The sequence below is a fragment of the Pseudomonas pharyngis genome (assembly GCF_021602345.1).
GTDB classification, from domain to species: domain Bacteria; phylum Pseudomonadota; class Gammaproteobacteria; order Pseudomonadales; family Pseudomonadaceae; genus Aquipseudomonas; species Aquipseudomonas pharyngis.
Window position 1 is genome coordinate 745,855 of record NZ_BQID01000001.1, and the last position, 26,783, is coordinate 772,637.

Sequence of the window (26,783 nt, forward strand, 5' to 3'; positions counted from 1 at the left end):
CATTCAGTATCTCTGAGTGCCCTGTCGCAAGATTAGTTCAGAATCTTTTCAAAAAACTTTGGAATAAACTCAAGAACGATCAGGCCTAAGCGGTTTCCGGTGCTTTTGCCGCGACGCTCGGTCGCAGCAAAGCCGCGTCCCAGAGGCCTCAGTGCGCCTCGTCCCAGTTGTTGCCAACTCCCACTTCCACCAGCAACGGCACGTCCAGTTTTGCCGCTTCGCTCATGTGCACGCGAATTTCTTCGCGAACCTGATCGACCAGATCCTCGCGAACCTCCAGCACCAGTTCGTCGTGCACCTGCAGGATGACTCTGGCGTCCAGCCCGGAAGCGCTCAGCCAGTTGTCCACCGCCACCATGGCTTTCTTGATGATGTCTGCTGCGGTGCCTTGCATCGGCGCGTTGATCGCCGTGCGTTCGGCGGCCGCGCGATCCTGCGGCTTGTTCGAGTTGATTTCCGGCAGATACAGACGACGACCGAAGATCGTTTCCACGAAGCCTTGGTCTGCTGCCTGGGCGCGGGTGCGATCCATGTACTCGCGAACGCCCGGGTAACGCGCGAAGTAGGTGTCGATGTAGGCCTTGGCGGTCTTGGTGTCGACGCCGATGTCCTTGCCCAGCTTCTGCGCGCCCATGCCGTAGATCAGGCCGAAGTTGATCGCCTTGGCGCTGCGGCGCTGGTCGGACGTCACTTCGTTGAGCTCGACCTTGAATACTTCGGCTGCGGTGGCGGTGTGCACGTCCAGGTTGCTGCGGAACGCATTCATCAGCCCTTCGTCGCGGGACAGGTGGGCCATGATTCGCAGTTCAATTTGCGAGTAGTCCGCCGCCAGCAGTTTATAGCCTTTCGGCGCGACAAAGGCCTGACGGATGCGTCGGCCTTCGGCGGTGCGCACCGGGATGTTCTGCAGATTCGGATCGCTCGACGACAGGCGTCCGGTCGATGCCACAGCCTGATGGTACGAGGTGTGGATACGCCCGGTGCGTGGGTTGATCTGCTCCGGCAGGCGATCGGTATAGGTGCTTTTCAGCTTGCTCATGGAACGGTGTTCCATGAGCACTTTCGGCAAGCGGTGATCGTCTTCGGCCAGTTTCGCCAGCACTTCTTCGGCGGTGGACGGCTGGCCCTTGGCGGTCTTCTTCAGCACCGGCAGGCCAAGTTTTTCGTAGAGGATCACGCCCAGTTGCTTTGGCGAGCCGAGATTGAATTCTTCACCGGCGATCTCGAAGGCTTCACGTTCCAGCGCGACCATCTTGTTGCCCAGCTCAATGCTCTGAATGCCGAGCAGGTCAGCATCGACGAACGCGCCCTGGCGCTCGATGCGAGCGAGCACCGGCACCAGCGGGATCTCGATGTCGGTCAACACGCTGGCCAGGCTCGGGATGGCGCTGAGTTTTTCGAACAGGGTCTGGTGCAGGCGCAGGGTCACGTCGGCATCTTCGGCGGCATAGGGCCCGGCCTGTTCCAGAGCGATCTGGTCGAAGGTCAGCTGCTTGGCGCCTTTGCCGGCGATGTCCTGGAAGCTCACGGTGGTGTGGTCCAGGTATTTCTGCGCCAGGCTGTCCATGTCGTGACGGGTGGCGGTGGAGTTGAGCACGTAGGACTCAAGCATCGTATCGAAGGCAATCCCGCGCACAGTGATGCCTTCATTCTGATCGCCGCCAATGGCGCAGTTGGCCAGGATGTTCATGTCGAACTTGGCGTGCTGGCCGACCTTGAGTTTGTTCGGATCTTCAAGGATCGGCTTGAGTGTGCGCAGCACAGTGTCGCGATCCAGCTGCTCCGGCACGCCGATGTAGGAATGGGTCAGCGGGATGTACGCCGCTTCGTTGGCCTGTACCGCGAAGGAAAGCCCGACCAGTTGCGCCTGCTGCGCGTCGATGCCGGTGGTTTCGGTGTCGAAGGCGAACAGCTTGGCGTTCTTCAGCTTTTCCAGCCAGACGTCGAATCGCGCCTGGTCGAGGATGGTTTCGTAAGCGGCTTCAGCGGATGTTGCAGGCGCTTCGGCTTCTGGCGCGCTGAACAGATCGCCGGCCGGCGCAGGCTCGGCGGCAGCGCTCAGTTCCTGGCGCTTGGCATCGCGATCTAGGTCATTCAGCCAGCTCTTGAATTCCAGCAGGGTGTATAGCTCGTAAAGTTTGGCCGGGTCCTCCGGACCCATTTGCAGGTCGTCGAGGCCGATGTCCAGCGGCACGTCGACCTTGATGGTCGCCAGTTGATAGGAGAGGAATGCCATCTCCTTGTGCTCTTCGAGCTTGGCCGGCAGGGTCTTGGCGCCACGGATCGGCAGGGTCGGCACGATGTCGAGTTGCGCGTACAGCTCGGTCAGGCCGCCGTTGACGCCCACCAGCAGGCCGGACGCGGTCTTCGGACCGATGCCCGGAACGCCGGGGATGTTGTCGGAAGAATCGCCCATCAGGGCCAGATAATCGATGATCTGCTCCGGAGCGACGCCGAATTTCTCCTTCACGCCCTCCACATCCATCGAACTACCGGACATGGTGTTGACCAAGGTAATGTGGCCGTCGACCAGTTGCGCCATGTCCTTGTCGCCAGTGGAGATGATCACCGGGCGATCGGCGGCCGCGCTGCTGCGGGCCAGGGTGCCGATCACGTCGTCGGCCTCGACGCCATCGACACACAGCAGCGGGAAACCGAGGGCGATCACGCTCTGGTGCAGCGGCTCGATCTGCACGCGCATGTCGTCAGGCATGCTCGGGCGGTTGGCCTTGTATTCGGCGTACATCTCATCGCGAAATGTCCCACCCTTGGCGTCGAACACCACGGCGAACGGGCTGTCCGGATACTGCTTGCGCAGGCTCTTGAGCATGTTCAGCACGCCTTTGACCGCGCCGGTCGGCAGGCCTTTGGAGGTGGTCAGCGGTGGCAGCGCGTGGAAGGCGCGGTACAGGTAAGACGAACCGTCCACCAGGACGAGGGGGGCTTGGCTCATGAGCAGAATCAACCTTTTCGGCGGGCCCGGCGCTAGAATAGCGGGACCGTTGACGACAAAGGGACAAGGTTATCATGCGTACGTTAAATCGCTTGCTGCTGGTCAGTCTGATTGCTGTCTCACCGCTGGCCGCGATCGCGGCGGATGATGCGCCATCATCGGAGCCGGAAGTTACCATCAGCACGCATACGGAAGGCGACAAGGTCATTCAGGAATACAGCCGGAGTGGATTCGTGTACGCGATCAAGGTCACACCGAAGGGCGGCAAACCCTATTTCCTGGTGCGCGCCGATGGTACGGACGCGAACTACATCCGATCCGACCAGCCGGATATGCTGATTCCGTCGTGGGAAATTTTTACCTGGAAGTAAATTTCCTGATTTTTAATCGGCGCCGCGCAAAAGCGGCGCCAGAACTGAGCAGTTTTTAACCATGTCTGTGTTCACCCCCCTGGCTCGGCCCGAGCTGGAAACCTTTCTCGCCCCTTACGGGCTCGGCCGTCTGCTCGATTTCCAGGGGATCGCCGCCGGCAGCGAAAACACCAACTTCTTCATCAGCATGGAAAAGGGCGAGTTCGTCCTGACCCTGGTCGAGCGCGGCCCGGTGCAGGAAATGCCGTTCTTCATCGACCTGCTCGACGTGCTGCACGAAGCCGATCTGCCGGTGCCTTACGCGCTGCGCACCACCGACGGCGTGGCCCTGCGCGAGCTGAAAGGCAAACCGGCGCTGCTGCAACCGCGCCTGGCCGGCAAGCACATCAAGCAGGCCAATGCCCAGCATTGCGCGCAGGTCGGTGACTTGCAGGCGCATCTGCACCTGGCGACCCAGGGCGACAACATGATCAAGCGCAAGACCGATCGTGGCCTGGACTGGATGCTGGAAGAGGGCACGCAGTTCCTTTCGCACCTGAACGAGCAGCCGCGCGCATTGCTGCAAAAGTCTCTGGATGAAATCACCCAACAGAAAGAGAAAATTCTCGCGCTGCCTCGGGCAAACATCCACGCCGACCTGTTTCGCGACAACGCGATGTTCGAAGGCACGCACCTGACCGGGCTGATCGACTTCTACAACGCCTGCTCCGGGCCGATGCTCTATGACGTGGCGATTGCCCTGAACGACTGGTGTTCCGATGACGAAGGCCTGATCGACGGCCCGCGTGCGCGGGCGTTCCTTGGTGCCTATGCGGCACTGCGTCCGTTCACGGCGGCCGAGGCAGAACTGTGGCCGACCATGCTGCGAGTGGCGTGTGTGCGGTTCTGGCTGTCGCGGTTGATCGCGGCGGAATCGTTCGCCGGGCAGGACGTGCTGATTCACGATCCGAAAGAGTTCGAGCAGCGGCTGGCGCAGCGTCAGCAGGTCAGTACACCGCTACCTTTCGCCCTGTAAAAAAACCGCAGCCTGTACAGGCTGCGGTTTTGTTGTATCAGAGCGATTCCAGGCAACCCGCCAGATCATTCCCCAGCTTCTCCAGCACTTGCTCATAACCCTGAGCCGTCGCTGGCGTGTATCCGCCCAGCGCATCCAACTCCGCCAGCTTCACCGGCAGGCCCGCCACCAAGGTCTCGGCCAGACGTGGACGCAGCGGCGGCTCACTGAACACGCACGTCTTGCCGACTTCCTGCAAACGCGTACGCATCGCCGCCACATGCTGGGCCCCCGGCTGCACTTCCGCCGCAACGCTGAACACGCCGGCGTGTTTCAAACCGTAGGCCTCTTCGAAGTAGTCGAAGGCTTCGTGGAAGACGAAGTAGGGTTTGCCTTCAACACTGGCCAGGCGTTGCTTCAAACGCTGATCCAGTGCATCCAGACGCTCGTCGAACGCCTTGGCGTTGCTCTGATAGCGCTCGGCATTGGCCGGGTCGGCGGCACTCAGGTCAGCGGCCATTTTGTCGGCAATAACCCGCGCGTTCACCGGCGATAGCCACAAATGCGCATCGAGACTGCCCGGGCGATGGTCGTGATCGTGTTCGTCGGCTTCTTCAGCGTGGGAATGGTTGTCCGCAGCGAAGCGGCGCAGCTTCATGCCCGGCAAGTCCTGCACGGCGACGCTCGGCAGCGTACGACCATTCAGCACGCGTGGCAGGAAACCTTCCATGTCCGGGCCGATCCAGTACAGCAGGTCCACCGATTGCACCTTGCGCACGTCGGACGGTCGCAATGCGTAGTTATGCGGCGAAGCGCCCGGTGGCAGCAGCACTTCCGGAATCGCCACGCCGTCCTGCACTGCAGCGGCAATCAGTTGCAGGGGCTTGATGCTGGTGAGAACTCTGACCTCGGCCTGAGCCGGACCGATCAGCAGAAAACCGGTGATGAATACGACAAAAACAGAAAAAAGTCGGGACACGATGACCACTCAATGAGGCGAGAACGGGTAACATAATAACGTCTCTAACCAAACTCGTCGCCGCTCATGCCTATTACACCGATTGCCAGCCGTCCCCACGACCACTCGCACTGCGTTCACAGCGCGCTGTCCGAGGCCGATGCCCTGTGTGCACAGAAAGGCCTGCGCCTGACCGCGTTGCGCCGGCGGGTGCTGGAACTGGTCTGGCAGAGCCACAAGCCGCTGGGCGCCTACGACATTCTGGCGGTGCTCAGCGAGCAGGACGGCCGCCGCGCCGCGCCGCCGACCGTATACCGGGCGCTGGATTTCCTGCTGGAAAACGGTCTGGTGCACCGCATTTCCTCGCTCAACGCCTTCGTTGGCTGTGTTCACCCGAAACATTCGCACCAGGGCCAGTTCCTGATTTGCCGCGAATGCCATGCCGCCATCGAACTTGAGCAAAAAACCATCAGCGATGCGATTGTCCACAGCGCCAAGGACGTCGGCTTCATCGTCGAGGCCCAGACCGTCGAAGTGGTCGGCCTCTGCTCCGGCTGCCGGGGGGCTTGATGAGCGATGCGCTGATCCGTCTGGAGCAGGTGGCGGTCCGGTTTGCCGGGCAGAACGTGCTGGACAACATTCACCTGAGCGTCGAGCCGGGGCAGATCGTCACCCTGATCGGCCCCAACGGCGCCGGCAAGACCACGCTGGTGCGCGCCGTGCTCGGGCTGCTGAAACCGGACAGCGGCAGCGTCTGGCGCAAGCCGAAGCTGCGCGTCGGTTACATGCCGCAAAAACTTCACGTCGATCCGACCTTGCCGCTGTCAGTGCTGCGCTTCCTGCGGCTGGTGCCGGGCGTCGATCGCCCGCGTGCGCTGGCGGCACTCAAGGAAGTCGGCGCCGAGCACGTCATCGACAGCCCGGTGCAAAGTGTTTCCGGCGGTGAAATGCAGCGCGTGCTGCTGGCCCGTGCCTTGTTGCGCGAGCCGGAGCTGCTGGTGCTCGACGAGCCGGTGCAAGGCGTCGATGTCGCCGGGCAAGCCGAGCTGTACAGCCTGATCACCCGTCTGCGCGACCGTCACGGCTGCGGCGTGCTGATGGTGTCCCACGATCTGCATCTGGTCATGAGCACCACCGATCAGGTGGTGTGCCTCAACCGTCACGTCTGCTGCTCCGGGCATCCCGAGCAGGTCAGTGGCGATCCGGCCTTCGTCGAGCTGTTCGGCAACAACGCGCCGAGCCTGGCGATCTATCACCACCATCATGACCACGCCCACGACCTGCACGGTTCGGTGGTCAAAGGGCCTTTGACGGGCCAACCTCACGTTCACGGAGATAGCTGCAAGCATGGCTGATTTTCTGTTCTACGCCCTGCTTGCAGGTCTGGCGCTGGCGGTGGTCGCGGGGCCGCTGGGCTCGTTCGTGGTCTGGCGGCGCATGGCCTATTTTGGCGACACGCTGTCCCACGCCGCGCTGCTCGGCGTGGCGCTGGGCTTTCTGCTGGATGTCAGCCCGACCGTTGCGGTGACTGTGGGCTGTCTGCTGCTGGCAGTGCTGCTGGTGACCTTGCAACAGCGCCAGCCGCTGGCGTCCGACACACTGTTGGGCATTCTTGCGCCGAGCACACTCTCTCTCGGGCTGGTGGTACTAAGCTTCATGCATGAAGTGCGGATCGACCTGATGGCCTATCTGTTCGGCGACCTGCTGGCGATCAGCCCGACCGATCTGGCGTGGATCCTCGGCGGCAGCGCGGCGGTACTGGTGTTGCTGGTGACGCTGTGGCGCCCGCTGCTGGCGATCACCGTGCACGAAGAACTGGCCAAAGTCGAAGGCCTGCCCGTGGCCGGTTTGCGCATGGCGCTGATGCTGTTGATCGCAGTGGTGATCGCAGTGGCGATGAAAATCGTCGGTGTGTTGCTGATCACGTCGCTGTTGATCATCCCGGCGGCTGCGGCACAACGTCACGCCCGTTCGCCGGAGCAGATGGCACTGGGCGCGAGTGTGCTGGGCATGCTCGCCGTGTGTGGCGGGCTGGCGTTGTCGTGGTTCAAGGACACCCCGGCCGGCCCGTCAATCGTTGTGACGGCGGCCGCACTGTTTCTGCTGAGTTTTGTTCTGCCCCGTCGAGGGGTGTAGACTTGCTCGTTTTTTGCGCAAATAGAGAGTCGCAGGAATGAAGCCGTTCGCCTCCCGTTATCTGCTCCTTGTGGCCTTTTCAGTGCTGCTGGGCGCCTGCCAAAGCACGCCGCCGGTGGCCGAAGTCCCCGATGCGCGGGCCACGGCCATCGCACAGCTGGAGCAAAGCCTGGCCAGCAGCGAACTGGCCACTGCCGAAGACCAATTGGCAGCCTTGCAGGCCGAAACCCCCAACGATCAATCCCTTGAGCAATACCAGCGCCAGTTGGCCGAAGCCTATCTGCGCCGCAGCCAGATCGTCCTGCAGAAGGGCGATGTGAACGCGGCCGCAACCGCGCTGGCCCGTGCCCGCGTGCTGATGCCCAAGGCCCCGGCGCTGACCGGTGGTGTCAATGGCGCGATCACCGAAGCGCGCAAGGCCGAGCTGGAGAAAGCCGAAGCAGCGCTGCAGGCCGCTGAAGCCAAGCCGAAAGCCAAGGTGATCGATCCGACTGCCGAAAGCACCACGGTTGCGCTGAATATCACAGATAGCCGCAAACTTCGCCGCCAACTGGATGCGATCGCCGCCGATGTAGTGAACTATGACTGTGCGGTGAGCATTCAGGCCCCGCGTACCAATGATTACCCGTGGCTGGCGACGTTGATCACCAAGCGCGTTAAGAAGCTCGATCCGGATTTCGATCTGCAAATCAAGAAGCAGATCCTGCGCAGCGTTCCCGCTCAAGTGGTTTTGAGTCCTCGTAAACCATAAAAAATCGCGAGCAGGCTCGCTCCCACAGGTACAACATGATTCCTGTGGGAGCGGGCTTGCTCGCGAAGGCGTCCTTTCAGTTAACCAACAACCTTAAGCTGGAATGGCCTTGGCCTTAGGCTCCCGATCCCAGACCCGATGCTGCCCGATCGCCGCAAAGAACGGCTGGGTCAGTGCCTTCACATCCTTGCCTTCGATCAACCCCGCATCCGTTTCCAGCTTCAACACGTCCAGCAACTGTTTGGCCTCGCCATGCAGCGCAATCGCCTTCAAGTGTTTGTACGCCTCCAGCAGGTAATGCAACGCCACGCCGTCACCGCTCAACGCTTTAACCGACGCCGCGCCACCCGGCACGAATACCGCATCGAACGCAATCGAAGGCAAACCTTCCATCGACGCATCCACCGCTAGGCTTTTGCCATCGGCGGTCTTCACCGGCGCCGAGGTCGGGCCGAGCAGTTTGGCGTGCGCACCTTCTGCCGCCAGCGCCTGCTTCATCGCATCAATCGCCGCACCATCGACGCCGTTGGCCGCAAGGATCGCAACTTTTCGTGTCTTGATGTTCTCCGGCAGCAGGTTGGCCTGACTCAGCGCCGGCGAGCGATCCAGTGATGTTTTGGGCACGTCGACAGTACCTTTGCCTGGCGCTGGCAGACCCAGGTTGGCCGCCACGCGTTTGGCCAGCTCCAGATCGATGTTGGCGAGAATCTCGTTCACTTCCCGCGCCCGGATGAACTCACGCTCAACCTTGCCCAGTTCGAAACTGTAGGCGGCGATGATGTGCTCTTTCTCGTGCGGGCTCATGCTGTTGAAGAACAGCCGCGCCTGGGAGAAGTGGTCGCTGAACGACTCGCTGCGCTGACGGATCTTGTTGGCGTCGATACGCTCCGGGTAGCTCTCGAAGCCGCCGTCCTGCGCGGCCGGTGGCGTCTCTTTCGGCCAACCGCCATCGATGGAATTGGGTTCATACGAGGCACGGCCCTTGTCGATCACCGTGCGGTGCTGGGCATCGCGCTGGCCATTGTGGAACGGTGCGACCGGGCGGTTGATCGGCAGCTCATGAAAGTTCGGCCCACCGAGTCGGCTGATCTGCGTGTCGGTGTAGGAAAACAGCCGACCTTGCAGCAGCGGGTCATTCGAGAAGTCGATGCCCGGCACGATATGGCCTGGGCAGAACGCGACCTGCTCGGTCTCGGCGAAGAAGTTGTCCGGGTTGCGGTTGAGGGTCATCTTGCCCAGCGGCGTGATCGGAACGATTTCTTCGGGAATCAGTTTGGTCGGGTCGAGGATGTCGAAATCGAAGTCGTGCTCGTTTTCCTCTTCGATGACCTGAACGCCGAGTTCCCATTCCGGGTAGTCACCCATCTCGATGGCTTCCCACAGATCGCGCCGATGGAAGTCGGTGTCTTTACCCGCGAGTTTTTGCGCCTCGTCCCATACCAGCGAACAAGTGCCGGCAGTAGGGCGCCAGTGGAATTTGACGAAGCGCGATTTGCCCTCGGCATTGATCAGCCGGAAGGTGTGCACGCCGAAGCCCTGCATGCTGCGCAGGCTTTTCGGGATGGCCCGGTCGGACATGGCCCAGATGACCATGTGCGCCGATTCCGGCACCAAGGACACGAAGTCCCAGAAGGTGTCGTGGGCCGAGCCACCGGTGGGTATTTCGTTGTGCGGCTCGGGTTTTACCGCGTGGACGAAGTCGGGAAACTTGATCGCGTCCTGTATGAAAAATACCGGCATGTTGTTGCCGACCAGATCGAAGTTGCCTTCGTCGGTGAAGAACTTCACGGCAAAACCGCGCACGTCACGGACGGTGTCGCCGGAGCCGCGCGGCCCCTGGACCGTGGAAAAGCGCACGAATACCGGAGTTTTCTTCCCCGGATCCTGCAGGAAACCGGCCTTGGTCAGCGCCGCATGGTTCTCGTAGCTTTGAAAGAATCCATGGGCGCCGGTGCCGCGGGCGTGAACGATGCGCTCGGGAATCCGTTCATGGTCAAAGTGCGTGATCTTTTCACGCATGATGAAGTCTTCCAAAAGCGACGGCCCGCGAGCCCCGGCCTTGAGAGTGTTTTGGTTATCAGCAATTTTCACGCCCTGGTTGGTGCGCAGGGCCTGACCGGTAGCGTCGGAGCGAAACTTCTCCAGGCTGTCGAGTTTGGCGTTGGTGTTGGCGCGATCCGGGGTATCGGTGCCGGCCAGTTGGCTTTTGTCATTGGCAGGTTTCTTGGTACTCATCAGTCATGAACTCCTGTTTGTCCCGGGATTGCTCCGGGACGCTTGAGTGTTTCCCAGGCACGGCACCCAGGGTTTTCAAGTCGCTTAAGTAGTGACTGACGAGGGTTTCGGGCGTTCCTTTTTTATGACCTTTGATCCTGTTATTGCCAAATCGAAGGATATTTGCGAAATAAATGCTAAGAACCTCTATACGGACAGGCTAAAATGCGCGCCCGGCTAACCGCTGATCCTTTTCCAACGCGCCCCACAAGGTTCGCTACGTGATCGAGTTTCAAAACGTCCATAAGACTTACCGCGTCGCCGGTAAGGACATCACCGCGCTGCACCCGACCAGCTTCTCCATCGAGAACGGTCAGGTGTTCGGCCTGATTGGCCATTCCGGCGCGGGAAAAAGTACCCTGCTGCGTCTGATCAATCGCCTGGAGCAATCCAGTGGCGGCAAGATCATCGTCGACGGCGAAGAAGTCACCGCGCTGGACGCCAACGGCCTGCGCCGTTTCCGTCAGCAGGTCGGGATGATCTTCCAGCACTTCAACCTGCTGGCATCCAAGACCGTGGCCGACAACGTCGCGCTGCCACTGACCCTGGCCGGTGAGCTGTCCCGCGCCGAGATCGACCAGCGTGTGGCCGAGTTGCTGGCGCGGGTCGGCTTGTCCGATCATGCCAAGAAGTACCCGGCGCAGTTGTCCGGCGGTCAGAAGCAGCGCGTCGGCATCGCCCGCGCCCTGGCGACCAAGCCGAAAATCCTGCTGTGCGACGAAGCCACCAGCGCTCTCGACCCGCAGACCACGGCGTCGGTCCTGCAACTGCTGGCCGAGATCAACCGCGAGCTGAAGCTGACCATCGTCCTGATCACCCACGAGATGGATGTGATCCGCCGCGTGTGCGATCAGGTCGGCGTGATGGACGCCGGTGTGATCGTCGAGCAAGGTTCGGTGGCCGATGTGTTCCTGCATCCGAAGCACCCGACCACCAAGCGCTTTGTTCAGGAAAGCGAGCAGATCGACGAAAGCGAGCAGCGCGATGACTTCGCTCACGTGCCGGGCCGCATCGTGCGTCTGACCTTCCAGGGCGAAGCGACCTACGCGCCGTTGCTCGGTACCGTCGCCCGGGAAACCGGTGTGGACTACAGCATCCTGGCCGGTCGCATCGACCGCATCAAAGACATTCCTTACGGGCAGTTGACCCTCGCCGTCACCGGTGGCGACATGGAAGCAGCCTTCGCCCGCTTCACCGCCGCTGACGTTCATATGGAGGTGTTGCGCTAATGGAAGACCTGATGAGTTTCTTCACCAATATCGACTGGTACGAAATCTGGCTCGCAACCGGCGACACCATGATGATGCTCGGTGGTTCGCTGCTGTTCACCGTGCTGCTCGGCCTGCCGCTGGGCGTGCTGCTTTTCCTGTGCAGCCCGCGTCAGTTGCTCGAAGCCAAAGGCGTGTACGCGCTGCTGTCGTTGGTGGTGAACATCCTGCGTTCGTTGCCGTTCATTATTCTGTTGATTGTGATGATCCCGTTCACCGTGCTGATCACCGGCACCTCGCTGGGCGTGGCCGGTGCGATTCCGCCGCTGGTAGTGGGCGCGACACCGTTCTTTGCGCGGCTGGTGGAAACCGCCCTGCGTGAAGTCGATCGCGGCATCATCGAAGCGACCCAGTCGATGGGCGCGACCACTCGCCAGATCATCATGAACGCTTTGCTGCCGGAGGCCCGTCCAGGCATCTTCGCAGCAATTACGGTGACGGCGATTACACTGGTTTCCTACACGGCGATGGCCGGTGTGGTCGGTGCCGGTGGCCTGGGTGACCTGGCGATCCGTTTCGGCTATCAGCGTTTCCAGACTGACGTGATGATTGTCACCGTGGTGTTGCTGCTGATTCTGGTGCAAGTGCTGCAAATGGTCGGCGACCGACTGGTCGTGCACTTCTCGCGCAAATAACCGGTTTTGTAATGACATGAGCCGGCCATTCGCTGGCAGGCGCCAGACCGGCGCCGTAAAAAGGAGTTAGCTGAATGAAAAAACTGATCGTTGCCCTGGCTGCCGTTGCAGCGTTCTCGGCCCACGCCGACGAAACCCTGACCGTTGCTGCCACTCCGGTACCGCACGCGGAAATCCTCGAATTCGTGAAGCCGGCTCTGGCCAAAGAAGGCGTGGATCTGAAGGTCAAGGTCTTCACCGACTACGTACAGCCGAATGTCCAGGTGGCCGAGAAGCGTCTGGACGCCAACTTCTTCCAGCACCAGCCGTACCTCGATGAGTTCAACAAGGCCAAGGGCACCAGCCTGGTGTCCGTGACCGGCGTGCACCTGGAACCGCTGGGCGCCTACTCCAGCAAGTTCAAGAAAATCGAAGAGCTGCCAAGCGGCGCCAACGTGGTGATCCCGAACGACGCCACCAACGGCGGCCGTGCGCTGTTGTTGCTGGCCAAGGCCGGCGTGATCACATTGAAGGATCCGACCAACATCCTGTCGACCGTCAAGGACATCGCCGAGAACCCGAAAGACCTGAAAATCCGTGAACTGGAAGCCGCGACCATCCCGCGCGTGCTGACCCAGGTCGACCTGGCGCTGATCAACACCAACTACGCGCTGGAAGCCAAGCTCGATCCGTCCAAGGATGCGCTGGTCATCGAAGGCAGCGACTCGCCTTACGTGAACATCCTGGTGTCCCGCGCGGACAACAAGGACAGCGACGCCATGAAGAAACTGGCCGCTGCCCTGCACAGCCCGGAAGTGAAAAAATTCATTACCGAGAAGTACAAAGGCGCGGTGTTGCCGGCGTTCTGATTCAGATAGCTGTAACGAAAAAGGGGACGCCAGTGGCGTCCCCTTTTTTGTGGCCGGGTGTTCGGCTTTGGACCCACTGTGTATTCGTCCCTCACCCCAGCCCTCTCCCGAAGGGAGAGGGGGCCGACGTAGGTGTCTTGCGCTATCTGTCGACCTGCAAGTTCGAGTCGATTATGGATTCGGTGAAGCATGATCAGGTCGACGTAAATCTGCAGCATCCCCCATTCGGTTCCCTCTCCCTCCGGGAGAGGGTTAGGGTGAGGGCTAGCTTTTGATCTTCTTACTTGCGGTTCAACATCACCGGCAACTGCGCCACCAGCTTGGCGTTGTTCAACGGCGCCCGAATAAACCCGCGCTGCGTCCCATCAGGCCCGATCACCGCCAGGTTGCCGCTGTGATCTACCGTGTAATTCGGCTTGCTGGTGTCCGCCGGAATGAACGGAATGCTCACCGCGTTCGCCACCTTCTGCAGCTCGTCGATGGACTTTGGTGTCAGGCCGATGAACTGTGGATCGAAGTAGCCCAGGTACTGTTTCAACTGCGCAGGGTTGTCGCGGTTCGGGTCGACGCTGACCAGCACGATCTGCAACTTGTTCACAGCATCCTTCGGCAATTCGCTCTTGATCTGGCGCAGCTGGGCGAGGGTGGTCGGGCAGATGTCCGGGCAGAAGGTATAGCCGAAGAACAGCAGACTCCACTTGCCCTTGAGCTCGTTGATCGTGACCGGTTGGCCGTCCTGATTGGTCATCGTCACGTCCGGCAGGTTGCGGCTCTGCGGCAGCAGGATGATGCCGGCGTCGATCAGTGCGGTCGGGTCGCCCTGGCCCTTGCCGCTCAGCACTTTGTTGACGGTCAGGCCGAGGATCAGCGCGATCACGGCGACGAGGATGAAGACGGTTTTCTGGGTTCGAGTCATAGGTTCAACAGTAAGTAGTGGTCTACGAGCAGGGCGATGAACAGCAGAAACAGGTACCAGATAGAGTACTTGAAGGTGTTGATCGCCGCGTGCGGCCGAGTGCCACGGTACAGCACCACGGCCCATTGCAGAAACCTGGCGCCCAGACCGAGCGCGCAGATCAGGTACAGCAGGCCGCTCATGTGAATCACGTACGGCAACAGGCTGACCGCCAGCAGGGCGAAGGTGTACAGCAGAATGTGCACTTTGGTGTAGTGCTCGCCATGGGTGACCGGCAGCATCGGAATGTCGGCCTTGGCGTATTCCTCCTTGCGATGGATCGCCAGCGCCCAGAAGTGCGGCGGGGTCCAGGCGAAGATGATCAGCACCAGCAGCAGCGGTTCGGCACTGACGTGGCCGGTGGCGGCGGTCCAACCGAGCAGCGGCGGGGCGGCGCCGGCGAGGCCACCGATGACGATGTTCTGCGGCGTCGCGCGTTTGAGGAAACCGGTGTAGATCACCGCGTAGCCAAGCAGCGAGGCCAGGGTCAGCCACGCGGTCAGCGGATTGGTGAAGGTCAGCAGCAGGGCCTGGCCGAGCAGTGCCAGCACCAGCGCAAAGGTCAGTGCGCCCGTGGGCGAAACCCGGCCCTCGGCCAATGGCCGTTTGTGGGTGCGGGCCATGACCGCATCGATGCGCCGGTCCACCACATGATTGACCGCCGCCGCGCCACCGGCACACAGCGCGATCCCCAGGTTGCCGAACACCAGCACCGTCCACGGCACCCCGGCGCGGGTCGCGAGGAACATGCCCACCAGCGAGGTGATCAGCATCAGCACCACGACTTTCGGTTTGGTCAGCTCCAGGTAATCACGCCACAGCGCCTGCGCCGGACGTTCGCCGATCAGAATCGCCATGGCGTCTCTCCTTTAATCGTGATGGGCGCCGCCGAGTGTTTACGCGGGCTCAGGCGCCAGCGCGCGATCATCGGCTGCCTGACCCGAACCAGACTGGTCCGCGCGTGATAGTTGACCAGCACCATGGTCAGCAGCAGCGCTGCGCCGCCGGCGTTATGCGCCACAGCCACCGGCAGCGGCAGATGGAACAGCACGTTGCTGATGCCGAGGGTGATCTGTGCGGCGAGGGCGATCAGCACCAGCCCGGCCAGTCGCGTCATGCCCACCACTTTCAGTTGCCAGGCCAGGCCGAGCAGGACGACCGTCACCAGTAACGCACCGATGCGGTGGGTCAGGTGAATCGCCGTGCGTGCATCGCTGTCGAGTTGCCCGCCAAGATAATTGGGGCCGATGTGTTGGGTCAGGTGAAAGCCGTTGGCGAAATCCGCTGGCGGCAGCCACTGGCCGTGGCAGGTCGGGAAGTCGATGCAGGCCACTGCCGCGTAGTTGGAACTGACCCAGCCGCCGAGAGCAATCTGGCCGATCACCAACAGCAATCCGGCAGTCGCCCAATATTGCAGACGCTTGGGCACGGTCAGCGCCGGCAGCACGCCGGACAGTCGCAACGTCAGCAGAAACAGCAGGCTCAAGGTCGCGAAGCCGCCGAGCAAATGCCCGGTCACCACTTGCGGCCAGAGCTTGAGCGTCACCGTCCACATGCCGAACGCCGCCTGGGCGAACACCACCGCCAGCAGAAACAGCGGCAGCTTCAGCGGTTGTCCCGGATGACGACGATTGACCCACGCGCGACCGGCCAACACCGAGATCAGCAGGCCGAGGGTGCCGGCGAAGTAACGGTGGATCATCTCGTTCCAGCCTTTGTGCGCCTCCACCGGCGCGTCCGGGAAATGCAGTTCGGCATGGGCCAGTTGGGCTTCGCTTTTCGGCACGCTGATGAACCCGTAGCAGCCCGGCCAGTCCGGGCAGCCGAGGCCGGCGTGGGTAAGGCGGGTGTAGGCGCCGAGCAGCACGACGATCAGTGCCAGCAGGGTGGCAAACAGCGCGAGGCGAAATCCAGGTTTGGCCATGACGATGCCCTTATCCGATGTTCGACAGTTTCAGCAGGTGGCGCAGGTCGTTGAGCAGATCCTTGCCCTTGACGCTCGGGTCGTAACGCAGCACGAGGTTGCCGTGGGGATCGATGATCCACAGCTGCGGTGTGGCCTTGTCGCCCGTGGCCTTGCTGAAGGTGGCTGCGTCCAGCGGGTAGCGTTGCAGCTGCGGATATTCGCGGGTCAGCTTGGCTTCGTAGTCGGCAGCCAACGGTTGTGCAGCGGCCAGGGCGTGGCTGGCGCGCCCGGCTTCGCGGCCCAGGCCGATCTGGATCTGCCGCGCCAAGTACACCAGTTGCTGGCAGTCCACCGCGCAATCCTTCGGTGCGGTCACGAGCATCTGCCAGCGCGTTTCGTCAGCCTGGATGCCGAGGTCGGCGCGGGTCTGACCGTTGCCGATCAATTCGCCGTGATAGCTGCGACCTTCCGGCACCCAGAACTGCAACTTGTACATGCCGGTGGCGAGGATCATCGGACCGACCACGCCGAGCACGATCAGCAGCAGCTGGATGCGTCCGCGACGGCGACTGGCCGGGACTTTCGTTTCAGACATGCTGGGTGGATTCATGGCCGCTCCCATGGTGTTTCTCCTTTGCGTTGTGCCAGCCGAGATAGAGGTAGAGCCCGAGCAGGGCGGTGGCCATGGCGAACCACTGCACGGCGTAACCGAGGTGTTTTTCCGGGCCCATCGCGACTACCGGCCAGTCGGCCTGATAGCTGGCGGGGCCGGGTTCGGCGCGTAATTCGTAGGCGAAACCATCGCGTTCGAGGGTTTTCCACAGCTTCGCGGGTTCGACGGCGGTGACGGTTTGCGGCCAGGTGCTGCTGACCGGATCGGCATGCAGCTGGAAGGTGGCACCGGGGGCGACATACACCCAGGCATCGACATTCACGGCATCGGTCGGGGTGTTGAATTGCGGTGCCGTGCGCCGGTCTGGCCATGGCAGCCAGCCGCGATTGACCAGCAGCCACTGGCCGCTGCGTTGATCCTGAAACGGTTGCAGCAATTCGACGCCGACCTTGCCGTTGCGCTGACGGTTGTCCAGCAACAGGCTGTGCGCGGCATCGAACTGGCCGTGCAGATGCACCCGGCGAAAGGCCGGATCGGCGCTGTGCAGCAACTCGGTGCTGGCCATCGGTTCGGCGGCGCGGCGTTCGGCGTAGCTGGCGAGCAGGGCGGTTTTCTCCGCGCCCCGGCCCAGTTGCCAGAAGCCCAGCGAAATCAGCAACGGCAGCAGCAGGCCGACCACCAGAGTCGGCACCACGCCCGGCCGGAAGCGCTTCATGGCCGCGCCAGAAAATCAGTCAGTGCGATCGCTATACTCAAGTGCATCGCTAGTTCCCCCGGAGTTCTTCCCATGCTCAAAGCAGCCATCGTCCTGATGCTGATTGCCACGGTGGTCAGCCTGTTCAGCGGCCTGTTTTTCCTGGTCAAGGACGACAGCAGCTCGAATCGCCTGGTGATCGCCTTGAGTGTTCGGGTGGCATTGGCCGCTTGCACCGTCGGCTTGATTGCCTGGGGTTTCTACAGCGGCCAACTGGTGTCGCACGCGCCTTGGTAGCTCTGTTCCTCAGAGCACGTAAACGAAGATGAACAAACCGATCCACACCACATCGACGAAGTGCCAATACCAGCTCGCCGCTTCAAAACCGAACTGATGTTCGTTGTCGAAGTGGCCCTTCATGATGCGCATCAGCATCACGAACAGAATGATCGTGCCGATGGTCACGTGGGCGCCGTGGAAACCGGTGAGCATGAAGAACGTCGCGCCGTAGATGCCCGAGCCGAGGGTCAGCCCCAGTTCGTGGTAGGCGTGGATGTATTCTTCGGCCTGGAAACCGAGGAACGCGCAGCCCAGCAGCACGGTGATCGCCAGCCACAGTTTCAGCGCGCCGCGATGACCTTTCTTCAGCGCGTGGTGGGCGATGGTGATGGTCACGCTGGAGCTCACCAGCAGGATGGTGTTGATCAGCGGCAGGCCCCAGGGGCTGATGACTTCCTTGGGCGGCGGGAACAGTTTCGGATCCGGCGTGTGCAGCAGCGGCCAGGTGAACTGGAAGTTCGGCCAGAGCATGTGGGCGATGCCTTTGGTGCCTTCGCCGCCCAGTGCCGGGCCGGAAATGTGCCGCACGTAGAACAGCGCGCCGAAGAAGGCGATGAAGAACATCACCTCGGAGAAGATGAACCAGCTCATGCCCCAGCGGAACGAGCGGTCCAGCTGCGGGCTGTACAACCCCGCGCGGCTCTCCTTGATCACCGTACCGAACCAGCCGAACAGCATGTACGCCAGCAACAGACCGCCGACGAAAAAGATCAGCGGGCCGTGGGATTCCGGACGCGCTGCCTTCAGATCGTTGAACCAGGTCGCCAGACCGTACACGGTGACGAACATCCCCACCGTGGCGACGATCGGCCACTTGCTCTGGGCCGGGACGTAATAGTGCTCATGAGTTGCCATTTATTGTTCTCCTTATCGGGCACGCTTAACCGCCAGTGTTTGCAGCCACCGGAGGATGTCGGGCGGTGATATCGAACAGCGTGTAGGACAGCGTCAGGTGCTTCACGTCCTTGGGCATGTCGCGGTCAACGATGAAACGCACCGGCATCTCGATCTGCTGACCGGGCTGCAGCACCTGCTGGGTAAAGCAAAAGCATTCGGTCTTGTGGAAATACGCCGCCGCATTGCTCGGCGCGATGCTCGGTACGGCTTGAGCGCTCATTGGTTTGTCGGTGGGGTTGCGCGCGATGAAGATCATCTCGTTCACCGCGCCGGGGTTGGCCGTCAGCTCGTCATGCTTGGGATAGAAATCCCATGGCATGTCGGCGGTGTTGGTCGACAGAAACTGCACCCGCACCTGCCGCGTAGCATCGACGGTCTGCTCGCCCTCGTACTGCCCGGCGGTCTTGCCGTTGATACCGAACGCCTTGCACATCACGTCGTAGATCGGCACCAGGGCAAAGCCGAAGACGAACATCGCCACCACCACGCCGAGCAGTCGGGTGACCAGCTTCTTCATCGAAATCGAGTCAGCCATGGTGGCGGCCCTCAACGGCTACAGGGTTCATTTCACTTCCGGCGGCGTGGTGAAGGTGTGATACGGCGCCGGTGACGGCACGCTCCATTCCAGACCTTCGGCGCCATCCCACGGTTTGGCCGGAGCCGGCTCGCCGCCACGGATGGTCTTGATCACGATGAACAGAAAGAAGATCTGCGTGGCGCCGAACATGAACGCGCCGATCGACGAGACCATGTTGAAGTCGGCGAACTGCAGGTTGTAGTCCGGAATCCGCCGGGGCATGCCCGCCAGACCCACGAAGTGCATCGGGAAGAACGTCAGGTTCATGCCGACGAAGGACAGCCAGAAGTGCAGCTTGCCCAGGGTTTCGTCGTACATGTGGCCGGTCCATTTCGGCAGCCAGTAATAGGCCGACGCGAAGATCCCGAAGATCGCCCCCGGCACCAGTACGTAGTGGAAATGCGCGACCACGAAGTAGGTGTCCTGGTACTGGAAGTCGGCCGGGGCGATGGCCAGCATCAGCCCGGAGAAACCGCCGATGGAGAACAGAATCACGAACGCCACGGCAAACAGCATCGGCGTCTCGAAGGTCATCGAGCCTTGCCACATGGTGCTGGCCCAGTTGAACACCTTCACCCCGGTCGGCACCGCGATCAGCATCGTCGCGTACATGAAGAACAACTCGCCCACCAGCGGGATGCCCACCACGAACATGTGGTGCGCCCAGACGATGAACGACAGGAACGCGATGCTCGCTGTGGCGTAGACCATCGAGGTGTAGCCGAACAGCGGCTTGCGCGAGAAGGTCGGGATGATCTGGCTGACGGCACCGAAGGCCGGCAGGATCATGATGTACACCTCGGGGTGGCCGAAGAACCAGAACACATGCTGGAACAGCACCGGGTCACCGCCACCGGCGGCACTGAAGAAGCTGGTGCCGAAGTGGATGTCCATCAACATCATCGTCACGCACCCGGCCAGCACCGGCATCACCGCGATCAGCAGGAACGCGGTGATCAGCCAGGTCCAGACGAACAGCGGCATTTTCATCAGGGTCATGCCGGGGGCGCGCAGGTTGAGGATGGTGGCGATCACGTTGATCGCGCCCATGATCGAACTGATCCCCATCAGGTGGATGGCGAAGATGAAGAACGTCACGCTTTCCGGGGCATAGGTGGTGGACAACGGCGCGTAGAACGTCCAGCCGAAGTTCGGCCCGCCACCGGGGGTAAACAGGGTCGAGACCAGCAGCAGGAACGCCGCCGGCAGCAGCCAGAAGCTGAAGTTGTTCATCCGCGGCAGGGCCATGTCCGGCGCGCCGACCATCAACGGGATCATCCAGTTGGCGAGGCCGACGAACGCCGGCATCACCGCACCGAACACCATCACCAGGCCGTGCATGGTGGTCATCTGGTTGAAGAACGCAGGCTCCACGATCTGCAGGCCGGGCTGGAACAGCTCGGCGCGGATCACCATGGCGAACGAGCCGCCGAGCAGGAACATGCAGAACGCAAACCACAGGTACAGCGTGCCGATGTCCTTGTGGTTGGTGGTCAGCACCCAGCGCATCAGGCCTTTGGCGGGGCCGTGGGTGTGGTCGTGGTCGGCATGACCGTGGTCATCGATGACAGCGCTCATGGCCGGTCTCCTTCAAGTGAGTGGACTGGGCAGGCCGGGACGCAGGGCCCCGACCGGTTCACGAAGTACGCAATAGACCGGCTCATTTGCTTTCCGCCTGTTTCAGCTCCAGCACTTCTTTTGGCGTGACCATGTCGCCCTTGTTGTTGCCCCAGGCGTTACGTTCGTAGGTCACGACCGCTGCGATATCGACTTCCGACAGCTGCTTGCCGAACGCCGCCATGGCGGTGCCGGGCTTGCCGTGGAAGACAATGCTCAAGTGGCCTTCTTTCGGGCCGGTGGCGATTTTCGAGCCCTTGAGGGCCGGGAACATTGGTGGCAGGCCCTGGCCTTCAGCCTGGTGACAGGCGACGCAGGTGGTGTGGTAGATCTTGTCGCCACGTTCCTTGAGTTCGTCGAGGGTCCATTCCTTGCTGGTCAGCTCCTTGAGCTGCAACGCTTCGGCCTTGCGCTCGGCAAGCCATTTTTCGTAGTCGGCCTTCTCCTTGACGTCGACCACGATCGGCATGAAGCCGTGGTCCTTGCCGCACAATTCGGCGCACTGGCCACGGTAGAGGCCGGGCTTGTCGATGCGGGTCCAGGCTTCGTTGACGAACCCGGGGATCGCATCGCGCTTGACCGCGAAGGCCGGCACCCACCAGGAGTGGATCACGTCGGCGGAGGTCACGAGGAAGCGCACCTTGGCCCCGGTCGGTAGCACCAGCGGCTTGTCGACTTCGAGCAGGTAGTGCTCGCCCTTGGCCTCCTTGTTGTGGATCTGCTCGGCGGGCGTGGCCAGGTTGCTGAAGAACTCGACGTCCTGGCCCAGGTATTTGTAGTGCCACTTCCACTGATAACCGGTGATCTGGATATCGATATCCGGCTCACTGGTGTCGTACATCTTGATCAGGGTCGCGGTCGCCGGAACGGCCATCGCCACCAGAATCAGCAGCGGGACGACGGTCCAGAGAATTTCGACGGTGGTGCTTTCGTGGAATTTTGCGGCGACCTGCCCGGTAGAACGGCGGTGCACCATCATCGACCAGAACATGGCGCCGAAGACGATGATCCCGATCACCACACAGATCCAGAAAATGGTCATGTGCAGGTCGAATACTGCGTGACTGATTTCAGTCGCTCCAGGCGCCATATTCACAGTCCAGGCAGCTTGCACCGGGCTGAAAATCGACCACAACAGGAGGCCCATCCAGACGTGTGGATGTCGCATCATTGCGGGTTCCCCTTATCGTTCTTGTTATCCCGCCGGCTTTCACCAGAGGCAAGGGAGCGGCTGCATCAGACTACGAACTTGAATCGCCGGGCCTTGCTGCGTGGGCAGTCGGGCGTCATCAGCTAACTCCATTCAATGGCGAGTATAGACAGCCACCGAGAAATGCAATGTGAGGACGTAAATCGAATGAAACAGCTGACGCTTGCGTTCCAGGGCACGAATGGAGAAGGATGCAGACGAGTGGTGGCAAACCGATATAACGCCGGTGCATCAAGGATGAAATAATTATGACAAATGCGTCTTAGCATTTTTCGTAAGCCAGCTAAGTTATGTCTTCCCTATTTCATTGCCTTGTTTCCTGGAGTTTTCATGAACACCGCCGCATTGCGCGAGCAAATACACATAGCCCGACAACACGAGATTGAAACCGGAAAGCTGACCCGTCAGCTCGAAGCTCAAATGCAACACCTGCACCCGGCGATCCAGTTGCCGGAAACCGACGCCAACGGCGTGCTGACGCGTTTTGTCGCCGCCTACATCGACGAAGTGCCAGACCTGCTGGATGCAGCCAATGAAGTCGCCAGGGAAGCGGGAATCGAATCGCAGATCAAACCGGTGCTGAAAATTGCCGAGCAGTACTTCCTCCAGCCGCCCGTGGGCCTGGACAGTCTGCTGGACGAAGCCTATCTGGCGCACCGTTTTGTCGAAGAGGTCAACGACCTGTACATCAAGCATTTCGGCCAGCCACTGATCCCCTTGGACATGACGGTCGCCAATCTGATTGCTCACCAGTTGATCGGTGAGGAATTTGCCAACCAACTCGACGAAGTGGTGCACCACGCGGTGGACAGCATGCTCGACGACGACAGCTTTGCGCTGGAGTCGGTGGAAGCCTACCGCGAGAAACTCAGCAGCCCGGACACCGGTGCGGCATGGAAACGCTGGCCGTGCATGAGCCGGCGTCTGGGCGTGGGCCTGGAACTGGATCAGCCTGCTGCATAAACCGGAGTTGCACGCGATTCAAATGTGGGAGCGGGCTTGCTCGCGAAAGCGCTGTGTCAGTCAAAATTAATGTCGACTGATCCACCGATTTCGCGAGCAAGCCCGCTCCCACAGGGGTATTTCCACGTCAGGTTTTTAGCCAGCAGCACCTATTCCGGTGGTGGTGCGGATCCTCCCCTCGAGCCGTCGCTTCAATCCACGCGACTCGATCAACAGTTTCGCCCCCTTGGCCGCATTCGCCCGGCCCCACTCTTCGAGCAGTTCCAGACACGAATGGTCGATGTAGCTCAGGTTATTGAGCGGCACGTGCACCGTCGTGCCCGGCGGAATGCTGCCCAGTACCTGAGTCAGCGCCGGCACCTTGAGGAACGTCGCGGCGCCCACCAGACGCAACTCCATTTCCCCTTCCTGCGGCAGATCGATCAGGCTGATTTTCAGGCGCGAGGCCTTGAACGCCAGTTTCAACAAAGTCAGGCCGAAACCGATCAATACGCCCGTCAACAGGTCGGTGAAGATGATCGCCAGCGCCGTGGCGGCGTAGGTGAACATCGGCATCCGGCCATAACGCCCCAGACCACGGAACGCCTTGAGATCCACCAGTTTGAAACCGGTGTAGACCAGAACGCCCGCCAGACTCGCCACCGGAATGCTCTGCAGTACACTCGACAGCAACAGCACGAACGCCAGCAGCCACAGGCCATGGAAAATCGTCGAGTAGCGCGTGGTGGCGCCGGCCTGGACGTTGGCCGAACTGCGTACGATCACCCCGGTCATCGGCAGCGCGCCGACCAGACCGCAAAGCATGTTACCGACGCCTTGCGCCGACAGCTCACGGTCGAAGTCCGAACGCGCGCCACTGTGCATGCGATCCACCGCGGCGGCGGACAGCAGGGTTTCGGCGCTGGCGATGAAGGCGACAGCGAACGCGGCGATCAGCAGCGTCGGGTCGGCCAGGCTGAGCAGGTCCGCCGGTTTCAGCCAGTCGATGGCTTCGGCCAGATTCGCCGGCACTTCAACCCGCTTCACTTGCAGCGCCAGCAAAAGGCTGGCACCTGTCGCCAGCCCGACCCCGAGCAGCGCGCCGGGAATGAAACGCAGCGAATGCGGGCGGAATTTTTCCCACAGCCACATCACCGCGATGGTCGACAGCCCGAGCAGCCCGGCCTGCCAGCCAAAGGACGGCAACGCCTGCGCCACTGCGCCGGGGAATGCCGTCAGATTGTCCAGACCAGAGGGTTTCGGTGACGCGTCAAGCATCACATGCACCTGTGACAGCACGATCAGCACACCGATACCGGCAAGCATGCCGTACACCACCGCTGGCGCCGTGACCCGGAACCAGCATCCGAGCTTCAGGCGTCCCGCTACCAGTTGCAGGAAACCGGCGAGCAGCAGGATCGGCCCGAGCATTTCAATGCCGTGCTGGCGCACCAGTTCGAACACCAGCACCGCCAGACCCGCCGCCGGACCGCTGACCTGCAACGGCGACCCCGCCAGCCAGCCCACCACCAGCCCTCCGATGATCCCGGTGATCAGGCCTTTGGCCGGTGGCAGCCCCGAAGCAATGGCAATGCCCATGCACAGCGGCAACGCGACCAGAAACACAACCACTGAAGCGAGCAGCTCCCGTGGCAACACAGCTTTCAATTGAGCCGCACGCATGGCGATACTCCCGAAGTTTTCTTCAGGCGTGGCAAGGCCTGGCCGCTGAAACAGCGGCCGGCGTCAAACCACACGGATTTTTAGGAGGATTTAGAAGCGCGCTTTGGGCGTCGCCACCGGAATCGGATGGCTGCCGTCGAGCGGCAGGAAGCATCCCTGATCCGCGTCGTAAGCTTTGATTTCGCTGGTTTCGATGTTGTAGACCCAGCCATGGATGAACAGATGACCGTTCGCCATGCGCGAGGCTACCGAAGGATGGGTACGCAAGTGCTGCAGTTGGGCGATGACGTTTTCCTCGGTGAGGATCGGCATGCTTTCTTTTTCGTCGGCGCAGTTGCAGTTGTCATGCACCATGGTTTTCGCGACTTCGGCGTGGCGCAGCCAGGCTTTGACCGTCGGCATCTTTTCCAGGCTGTCCGGATTGAGTACCGCACGCATGGCGCCGCAGTCGGAGTGGCCGCAAATGATGATGTGCTGCACGCCGAGGGCCAGTACCGCATATTCGATGGCGGTGGAAACGCCGCCGTTCATCTGGCCGTAGGGTGGCACGACGTTGCCGACGTTACGGGTCACGAACAGATCGCCGGGCGAACTCTGGGTGATCAGTTCAGGAACGATGCGCGAGTCGGCGCAGGTGATGAACATGGCCCGTGGCGATTGGGCCGTGGCGAGTTTCTTGAAGAGTTCTTCCTGCTGTGGGAAGACCTCATGATGAAAATGCAAAAAGCCGTCAACGATACGCTTCAACGCTGCATCGGCGGATTCCGCCACAGGGGCGGCTTGCGCCGACGCAGCCAACGGCTGTTTATCCTTGTCACTCATGATTCATCCTCATTGGCGGATTCGGGGAGTCGTTCCCGTGTATTCCGGTGTGAAGCCAGTGGCTGTTTAGAACATCCGGGTCATCCCGACCCGTCAGTCACTCGATGAGCAAGGTAACTGCCGAAACTTAACTCAAACTGAATCAAGCGCTCTAGAACGTGTGTTCCAGGTCACAAAATGTGTGACCGGCGTAAACCGGGTCAAGCATTCCTTCCTCTCAACCATGGGCCAATTGTCGCTAAATCAGCGCCATCTGACGACCCGGCGGACAGAAGGCCGTGCAGTCGAGGTTGTAGCCTTCGCGGTGATTGAGTCCCAAGCGCTTGATCGCTTTGGCGAAGCGCTGGGCGAGCAGGTCGGCAAACGGCCCCTCGCCGCGCATCCGGGCACCGAAACGGCTGTCGTACAGCTCGCCGCCACGGCTTTGGCGGATCAGGCTCAGCACATGCGCTGCACGTTGCGGGTAGTGCGCCTCGAGCCATTCCTCGAACAGCGGTGCCACTTCCAGCGGCAGGCGCAGCATCATGTAGGCCGCGCTCTGGGCGCCGGCCGCGTGGGCCTCGGTCAGCAGGCTTTCGATTTCGCTGTCGTTGATCATCGGAATCATCGGCGAACACAACACGCCCACTGGAATCCCCGCCTCGCGCATCACCCGGATCGCCCGTAACCGGGCCTTGGGTGCGGCGGCGCGGGGTTCGAGGATGCGTTTGAGTTCGTCGTCCAGGGTGGTCAGGCTGATCATCACCGCCACCAGCCGCTGTTGTGCCAGTTCGGTGAGCAGGTCGAGGTCGCGCAGGATCAGCGAGCCCTTGGTGACGATCGTCACCGGATGCCGGTAGCGCAGCAGTACTTCGAGGGTCTGGCGGGTGATCCGGTGTTCGCGTTCGATCGGCTGATAGGGATCGGTGTTGGATCCGAGGTTGATCGGCGCACATTGATAGCCTTTTTTCCCCAGCTGTTCTTCCAGTAGCTGTGCCGCGTTGGTTTTGGCGATCAGTTTGGTTTCGAAATCCAGCCCCGGCGACATGTCCCAATAAGCGTGGCTGGGCCGTGCATAGCAATAAATGCAGCCATGCTCGCAGCCGCGATAGGGGTTGATCGAACGGTCGAAGGGCAGGTCCGGCGAGGTGTTGCGGGTGATGATGGTCTTCGCGGTTTCGAAGCTGACTTCGGTGCCCTGAGTCAGTGGCACTTCCTGATACCAGCCGTCATCCTCGGCCACCGAACGACTCGGCGCGAAGCGGTTGTGCGGGTTGGTGGCGGTGCCGCGACCGCGCGGAGGAAGAGGGGTGGACATGGCAATGCCTCGATACTGTGTGCATATACAGTATCGAGGCGCT

The 26,783-nt window shown here is 61.4% G+C and carries 26 protein-coding genes; 11 read left to right on the forward strand and 15 right to left on the reverse strand.

Features of this window, described 5'->3' with window-relative positions:
* Positions 1-148: 148 nt before the first annotated feature.
* Complete coding sequence (gene polA / locus L6D74_RS03400; protein WP_236187667.1) at positions 149-2,953, reverse strand: DNA polymerase I; 2,805 nt, start codon at positions 2,951-2,953, stop codon at positions 149-151.
* A gap of 74 nt (positions 2,954-3,027) precedes the next feature.
* Between polA and L6D74_RS03405 the strand changes: the two genes are divergently transcribed.
* Positions 3,028-3,324 carry a DUF2782 domain-containing protein gene (locus L6D74_RS03405; protein WP_011331780.1) on the forward strand — a complete coding sequence of 99 codons (297 nt, stop codon included), beginning with the start codon at positions 3,028-3,030 and terminating at the stop codon, positions 3,322-3,324.
* Between the two features lie 61 nt (positions 3,325-3,385).
* Positions 3,386-4,339, forward strand: coding sequence for a homoserine kinase (locus tag L6D74_RS03410; protein ID WP_236187668.1), 954 nt, complete (start codon positions 3,386-3,388; stop codon positions 4,337-4,339).
* 37 nt (positions 4,340-4,376) lie between these two features.
* Here L6D74_RS03410 and L6D74_RS03415 read toward each other — a convergent pair whose 3' ends face one another.
* Positions 4,377-5,306, reverse strand: coding sequence for a zinc ABC transporter substrate-binding protein (locus L6D74_RS03415; protein WP_236187669.1), 930 nt, complete (start codon positions 5,304-5,306; stop codon positions 4,377-4,379).
* Between the two features lie 57 nt (positions 5,307-5,363).
* On the opposite strand from L6D74_RS03415, the gene zur reads away from it, so the two are divergent.
* Genes zur through L6D74_RS03435 form a run of 4 tightly spaced genes read left to right on the forward strand, consistent with a single transcriptional unit; the run spans position 5,364 to position 8,163 of the window.
* On the forward strand, positions 5,364-5,846 hold the full coding sequence (zur, locus tag L6D74_RS03420; RefSeq protein WP_011331783.1) for a zinc uptake transcriptional repressor Zur: 483 nt from the start codon (positions 5,364-5,366) through the stop codon (positions 5,844-5,846).
* Complete coding sequence (gene znuC / locus L6D74_RS03425; RefSeq protein ID WP_039764852.1) at positions 5,846-6,631, forward strand: zinc ABC transporter ATP-binding protein ZnuC; 786 nt, start codon at positions 5,846-5,848, stop codon at positions 6,629-6,631. The genes zur and znuC overlap by 1 nt, the downstream gene beginning before the upstream one ends.
* Positions 6,624-7,412, forward strand: a complete 789-nt coding sequence (znuB, locus tag L6D74_RS03430; protein ID WP_007954005.1) for a zinc ABC transporter permease subunit ZnuB — start codon at positions 6,624-6,626, stop codon at positions 7,410-7,412. Before znuC ends, znuB begins: the two co-directional genes overlap by 8 nt.
* 37 nt (positions 7,413-7,449) lie before the next feature.
* Positions 7,450-8,163, forward strand: coding sequence for a PA5502 family lipoprotein (locus L6D74_RS03435; protein WP_064592487.1), 714 nt, complete (start codon positions 7,450-7,452; stop codon positions 8,161-8,163).
* A 93-nt stretch (positions 8,164-8,256) separates the two neighbouring features.
* Here the strand turns inward: L6D74_RS03435 and katE are convergent, their stop codons facing one another.
* The gene (gene katE / locus L6D74_RS03440; RefSeq protein WP_236187670.1) at positions 8,257-10,398 is read right to left on the reverse strand and encodes a catalase HPII; all 2,142 of its coding nucleotides are present in this window, start codon (positions 10,396-10,398) and stop codon (positions 8,257-8,259) included.
* A 260-nt stretch (positions 10,399-10,658) separates the two neighbouring features.
* Between katE and L6D74_RS03445 the strand changes: the two genes are divergently transcribed.
* The 3 genes from L6D74_RS03445 to L6D74_RS03455 all read left to right on the forward strand — a co-directional run bounded on the left by L6D74_RS03445 (position 10,659) and on the right by L6D74_RS03455 (position 13,188).
* Positions 10,659-11,666 (forward strand): methionine ABC transporter ATP-binding protein, encoded by a 1,008-nt coding sequence (locus tag L6D74_RS03445; RefSeq protein WP_007953999.1) that lies wholly within the window; start codon positions 10,659-10,661, stop codon positions 11,664-11,666.
* On the forward strand, positions 11,666-12,340 hold the full coding sequence (locus tag L6D74_RS03450; RefSeq protein ID WP_007953997.1) for a methionine ABC transporter permease: 675 nt from the start codon (positions 11,666-11,668) through the stop codon (positions 12,338-12,340). The genes L6D74_RS03445 and L6D74_RS03450 overlap by 1 nt, the downstream gene beginning before the upstream one ends.
* Positions 12,341-12,414: 74 nt before the next feature.
* Complete coding sequence (locus tag L6D74_RS03455; protein ID WP_236187671.1) at positions 12,415-13,188, forward strand: MetQ/NlpA family ABC transporter substrate-binding protein; 774 nt, start codon at positions 12,415-12,417, stop codon at positions 13,186-13,188.
* 280 nt (positions 13,189-13,468) lie between these two features.
* Here the strand turns inward: L6D74_RS03455 and L6D74_RS03460 are convergent, their stop codons facing one another.
* The 5 genes from L6D74_RS03460 to L6D74_RS03480 are packed head-to-tail and all read right to left on the reverse strand — an operon-like array spanning position 13,469 to position 17,377.
* On the reverse strand, positions 13,469-14,104 hold the full coding sequence (locus tag L6D74_RS03460) for an SCO family protein (protein ID WP_236187672.1): 636 nt from the start codon (positions 14,102-14,104) through the stop codon (positions 13,469-13,471).
* A complete protein-coding gene (gene cyoE, locus L6D74_RS03465; RefSeq protein ID WP_007953992.1) occupies positions 14,101-15,000 on the reverse strand; it encodes a heme o synthase in 900 nt (299 codons plus the stop codon). The genes L6D74_RS03460 and cyoE overlap by 4 nt, the downstream gene beginning before the upstream one ends.
* Positions 14,988-16,067, reverse strand: coding sequence for a COX15/CtaA family protein (locus tag L6D74_RS03470; protein ID WP_236187673.1), 1,080 nt, complete (start codon positions 16,065-16,067; stop codon positions 14,988-14,990). The genes cyoE and L6D74_RS03470 overlap by 13 nt, the downstream gene beginning before the upstream one ends.
* Positions 16,068-16,077: 10 nt before the next feature.
* Entirely contained in the window at positions 16,078-16,671 is a 594-nt protein-coding gene (locus tag L6D74_RS03475) for a hypothetical protein (protein ID WP_064384047.1), read from the reverse strand.
* Positions 16,637-17,377, reverse strand: a complete 741-nt coding sequence (locus L6D74_RS03480; RefSeq protein WP_207984543.1) for an SURF1 family protein — start codon at positions 17,375-17,377, stop codon at positions 16,637-16,639. Before L6D74_RS03480 ends, L6D74_RS03475 begins: the two co-directional genes overlap by 35 nt.
* Before the next feature lie 72 nt (positions 17,378-17,449).
* Between L6D74_RS03480 and L6D74_RS03485 the strand changes: the two genes are divergently transcribed.
* Positions 17,450-17,653, forward strand: a complete 204-nt coding sequence (locus L6D74_RS03485; RefSeq protein ID WP_064379555.1) for a twin transmembrane helix small protein — start codon at positions 17,450-17,452, stop codon at positions 17,651-17,653.
* A gap of 9 nt (positions 17,654-17,662) precedes the next feature.
* Here L6D74_RS03485 and L6D74_RS03490 read toward each other — a convergent pair whose 3' ends face one another.
* The 4 genes from L6D74_RS03490 to coxB all read right to left on the reverse strand — a co-directional run bounded on the left by L6D74_RS03490 (position 17,663) and on the right by coxB (position 21,957).
* Positions 17,663-18,550 carry a cytochrome c oxidase subunit 3 gene (locus tag L6D74_RS03490; RefSeq protein WP_011331798.1) on the reverse strand — a complete coding sequence of 296 codons (888 nt, stop codon included), beginning with the start codon at positions 18,548-18,550 and terminating at the stop codon, positions 17,663-17,665.
* A gap of 25 nt (positions 18,551-18,575) precedes the next feature.
* Positions 18,576-19,127, reverse strand: a complete 552-nt coding sequence (locus tag L6D74_RS03495) for a cytochrome c oxidase assembly protein (RefSeq protein ID WP_085606414.1) — start codon at positions 19,125-19,127, stop codon at positions 18,576-18,578.
* Between the two features lie 27 nt (positions 19,128-19,154).
* Entirely contained in the window at positions 19,155-20,747 is a 1,593-nt protein-coding gene (gene ctaD / locus L6D74_RS03500) for a cytochrome c oxidase subunit I (RefSeq protein ID WP_236187674.1), read from the reverse strand.
* Positions 20,748-20,829: 82 nt separating this feature from the next.
* The gene (coxB, locus tag L6D74_RS03505) at positions 20,830-21,957 is read right to left on the reverse strand and encodes a cytochrome c oxidase subunit II (protein ID WP_064592505.1); all 1,128 of its coding nucleotides are present in this window, start codon (positions 21,955-21,957) and stop codon (positions 20,830-20,832) included.
* 369 nt (positions 21,958-22,326) lie between these two features.
* Here coxB and L6D74_RS03510 point away from each other — a divergent pair, with 369 nt between their 5' ends.
* Positions 22,327-22,959: a hypothetical protein gene (locus L6D74_RS03510; RefSeq protein ID WP_039764833.1), complete on the forward strand. Its 633-nt coding sequence runs from the start codon at positions 22,327-22,329 to the stop codon at positions 22,957-22,959.
* Positions 22,960-23,094: 135 nt separating this feature from the next.
* Here the strand turns inward: L6D74_RS03510 and L6D74_RS03515 are convergent, their stop codons facing one another.
* The 3 genes from L6D74_RS03515 to L6D74_RS03525 form a co-directional block, all read right to left on the reverse strand.
* Positions 23,095-24,621 (reverse strand): SulP family inorganic anion transporter, encoded by a 1,527-nt coding sequence (locus tag L6D74_RS03515; RefSeq protein ID WP_064592507.1) that lies wholly within the window; start codon positions 24,619-24,621, stop codon positions 23,095-23,097.
* 90 nt (positions 24,622-24,711) lie between these two features.
* A complete protein-coding gene (locus tag L6D74_RS03520; RefSeq protein ID WP_064592510.1) occupies positions 24,712-25,443 on the reverse strand; it encodes a carbonic anhydrase in 732 nt (243 codons plus the stop codon).
* Between the two features lie 238 nt (positions 25,444-25,681).
* Positions 25,682-26,740 (reverse strand): PA0069 family radical SAM protein, encoded by a 1,059-nt coding sequence (locus tag L6D74_RS03525; protein ID WP_236187675.1) that lies wholly within the window; start codon positions 26,738-26,740, stop codon positions 25,682-25,684.
* Positions 26,741-26,783: the final 43 nt, after the last annotated feature.

Coding starts and splice junctions, on each gene's coding strand:
- L6D74_RS03515 (WP_064592507.1), bottom strand. CDS start 24,621: ATGCGTGCGGCTCAATTGAAAGCTGTGTTGCCACGGGAGCTGCTCGCT.
- L6D74_RS03485 (WP_064379555.1), top strand. CDS start 17,450: ATGCTCAAAGCAGCCATCGTCCTGATGCTGATTGCCACGGTGGTCAGC.
- ctaD (WP_236187674.1), bottom strand. CDS start 20,747: ATGAGCGCTGTCATCGATGACCACGGTCATGCCGACCACGACCACACC.
- L6D74_RS03470 (WP_236187673.1), bottom strand. CDS start 16,067: ATGGCCAAACCTGGATTTCGCCTCGCGCTGTTTGCCACCCTGCTGGCA.
- L6D74_RS03455 (WP_236187671.1), top strand. CDS start 12,415: ATGAAAAAACTGATCGTTGCCCTGGCTGCCGTTGCAGCGTTCTCGGCC.
- L6D74_RS03475 (WP_064384047.1), bottom strand. CDS start 16,671: ATGGGAGCGGCCATGAATCCACCCAGCATGTCTGAAACGAAAGTCCCG.
- cyoE (WP_007953992.1), bottom strand. CDS start 15,000: ATGGCGATTCTGATCGGCGAACGTCCGGCGCAGGCGCTGTGGCGTGAT.
- L6D74_RS03410 (WP_236187668.1), top strand. CDS start 3,386: ATGTCTGTGTTCACCCCCCTGGCTCGGCCCGAGCTGGAAACCTTTCTC.
- znuB (WP_007954005.1), top strand. CDS start 6,624: ATGGCTGATTTTCTGTTCTACGCCCTGCTTGCAGGTCTGGCGCTGGCG.
- L6D74_RS03435 (WP_064592487.1), top strand. CDS start 7,450: ATGAAGCCGTTCGCCTCCCGTTATCTGCTCCTTGTGGCCTTTTCAGTG.
- L6D74_RS03460 (WP_236187672.1), bottom strand. CDS start 14,104: ATGACTCGAACCCAGAAAACCGTCTTCATCCTCGTCGCCGTGATCGCG.
- L6D74_RS03525 (WP_236187675.1), bottom strand. CDS start 26,740: ATGTCCACCCCTCTTCCTCCGCGCGGTCGCGGCACCGCCACCAACCCG.
- polA (WP_236187667.1), bottom strand. CDS start 2,953: ATGAGCCAAGCCCCCCTCGTCCTGGTGGACGGTTCGTCTTACCTGTAC.
- znuC (WP_039764852.1), top strand. CDS start 5,846: ATGAGCGATGCGCTGATCCGTCTGGAGCAGGTGGCGGTCCGGTTTGCC.
- coxB (WP_064592505.1), bottom strand. CDS start 21,957: ATGATGCGACATCCACACGTCTGGATGGGCCTCCTGTTGTGGTCGATT.
- zur (WP_011331783.1), top strand. CDS start 5,364: ATGCCTATTACACCGATTGCCAGCCGTCCCCACGACCACTCGCACTGC.
- L6D74_RS03480 (WP_207984543.1), bottom strand. CDS start 17,377: ATGAAGCGCTTCCGGCCGGGCGTGGTGCCGACTCTGGTGGTCGGCCTG.
- L6D74_RS03490 (WP_011331798.1), bottom strand. CDS start 18,550: ATGGCAACTCATGAGCACTATTACGTCCCGGCCCAGAGCAAGTGGCCG.
- L6D74_RS03520 (WP_064592510.1), bottom strand. CDS start 25,443: ATGAGTGACAAGGATAAACAGCCGTTGGCTGCGTCGGCGCAAGCCGCC.
- L6D74_RS03405 (WP_011331780.1), top strand. CDS start 3,028: ATGCGTACGTTAAATCGCTTGCTGCTGGTCAGTCTGATTGCTGTCTCA.
- katE (WP_236187670.1), bottom strand. CDS start 10,398: ATGAGTACCAAGAAACCTGCCAATGACAAAAGCCAACTGGCCGGCACC.
- L6D74_RS03495 (WP_085606414.1), bottom strand. CDS start 19,127: ATGGCTGACTCGATTTCGATGAAGAAGCTGGTCACCCGACTGCTCGGC.
- L6D74_RS03510 (WP_039764833.1), top strand. CDS start 22,327: ATGAACACCGCCGCATTGCGCGAGCAAATACACATAGCCCGACAACAC.
- L6D74_RS03450 (WP_007953997.1), top strand. CDS start 11,666: ATGGAAGACCTGATGAGTTTCTTCACCAATATCGACTGGTACGAAATC.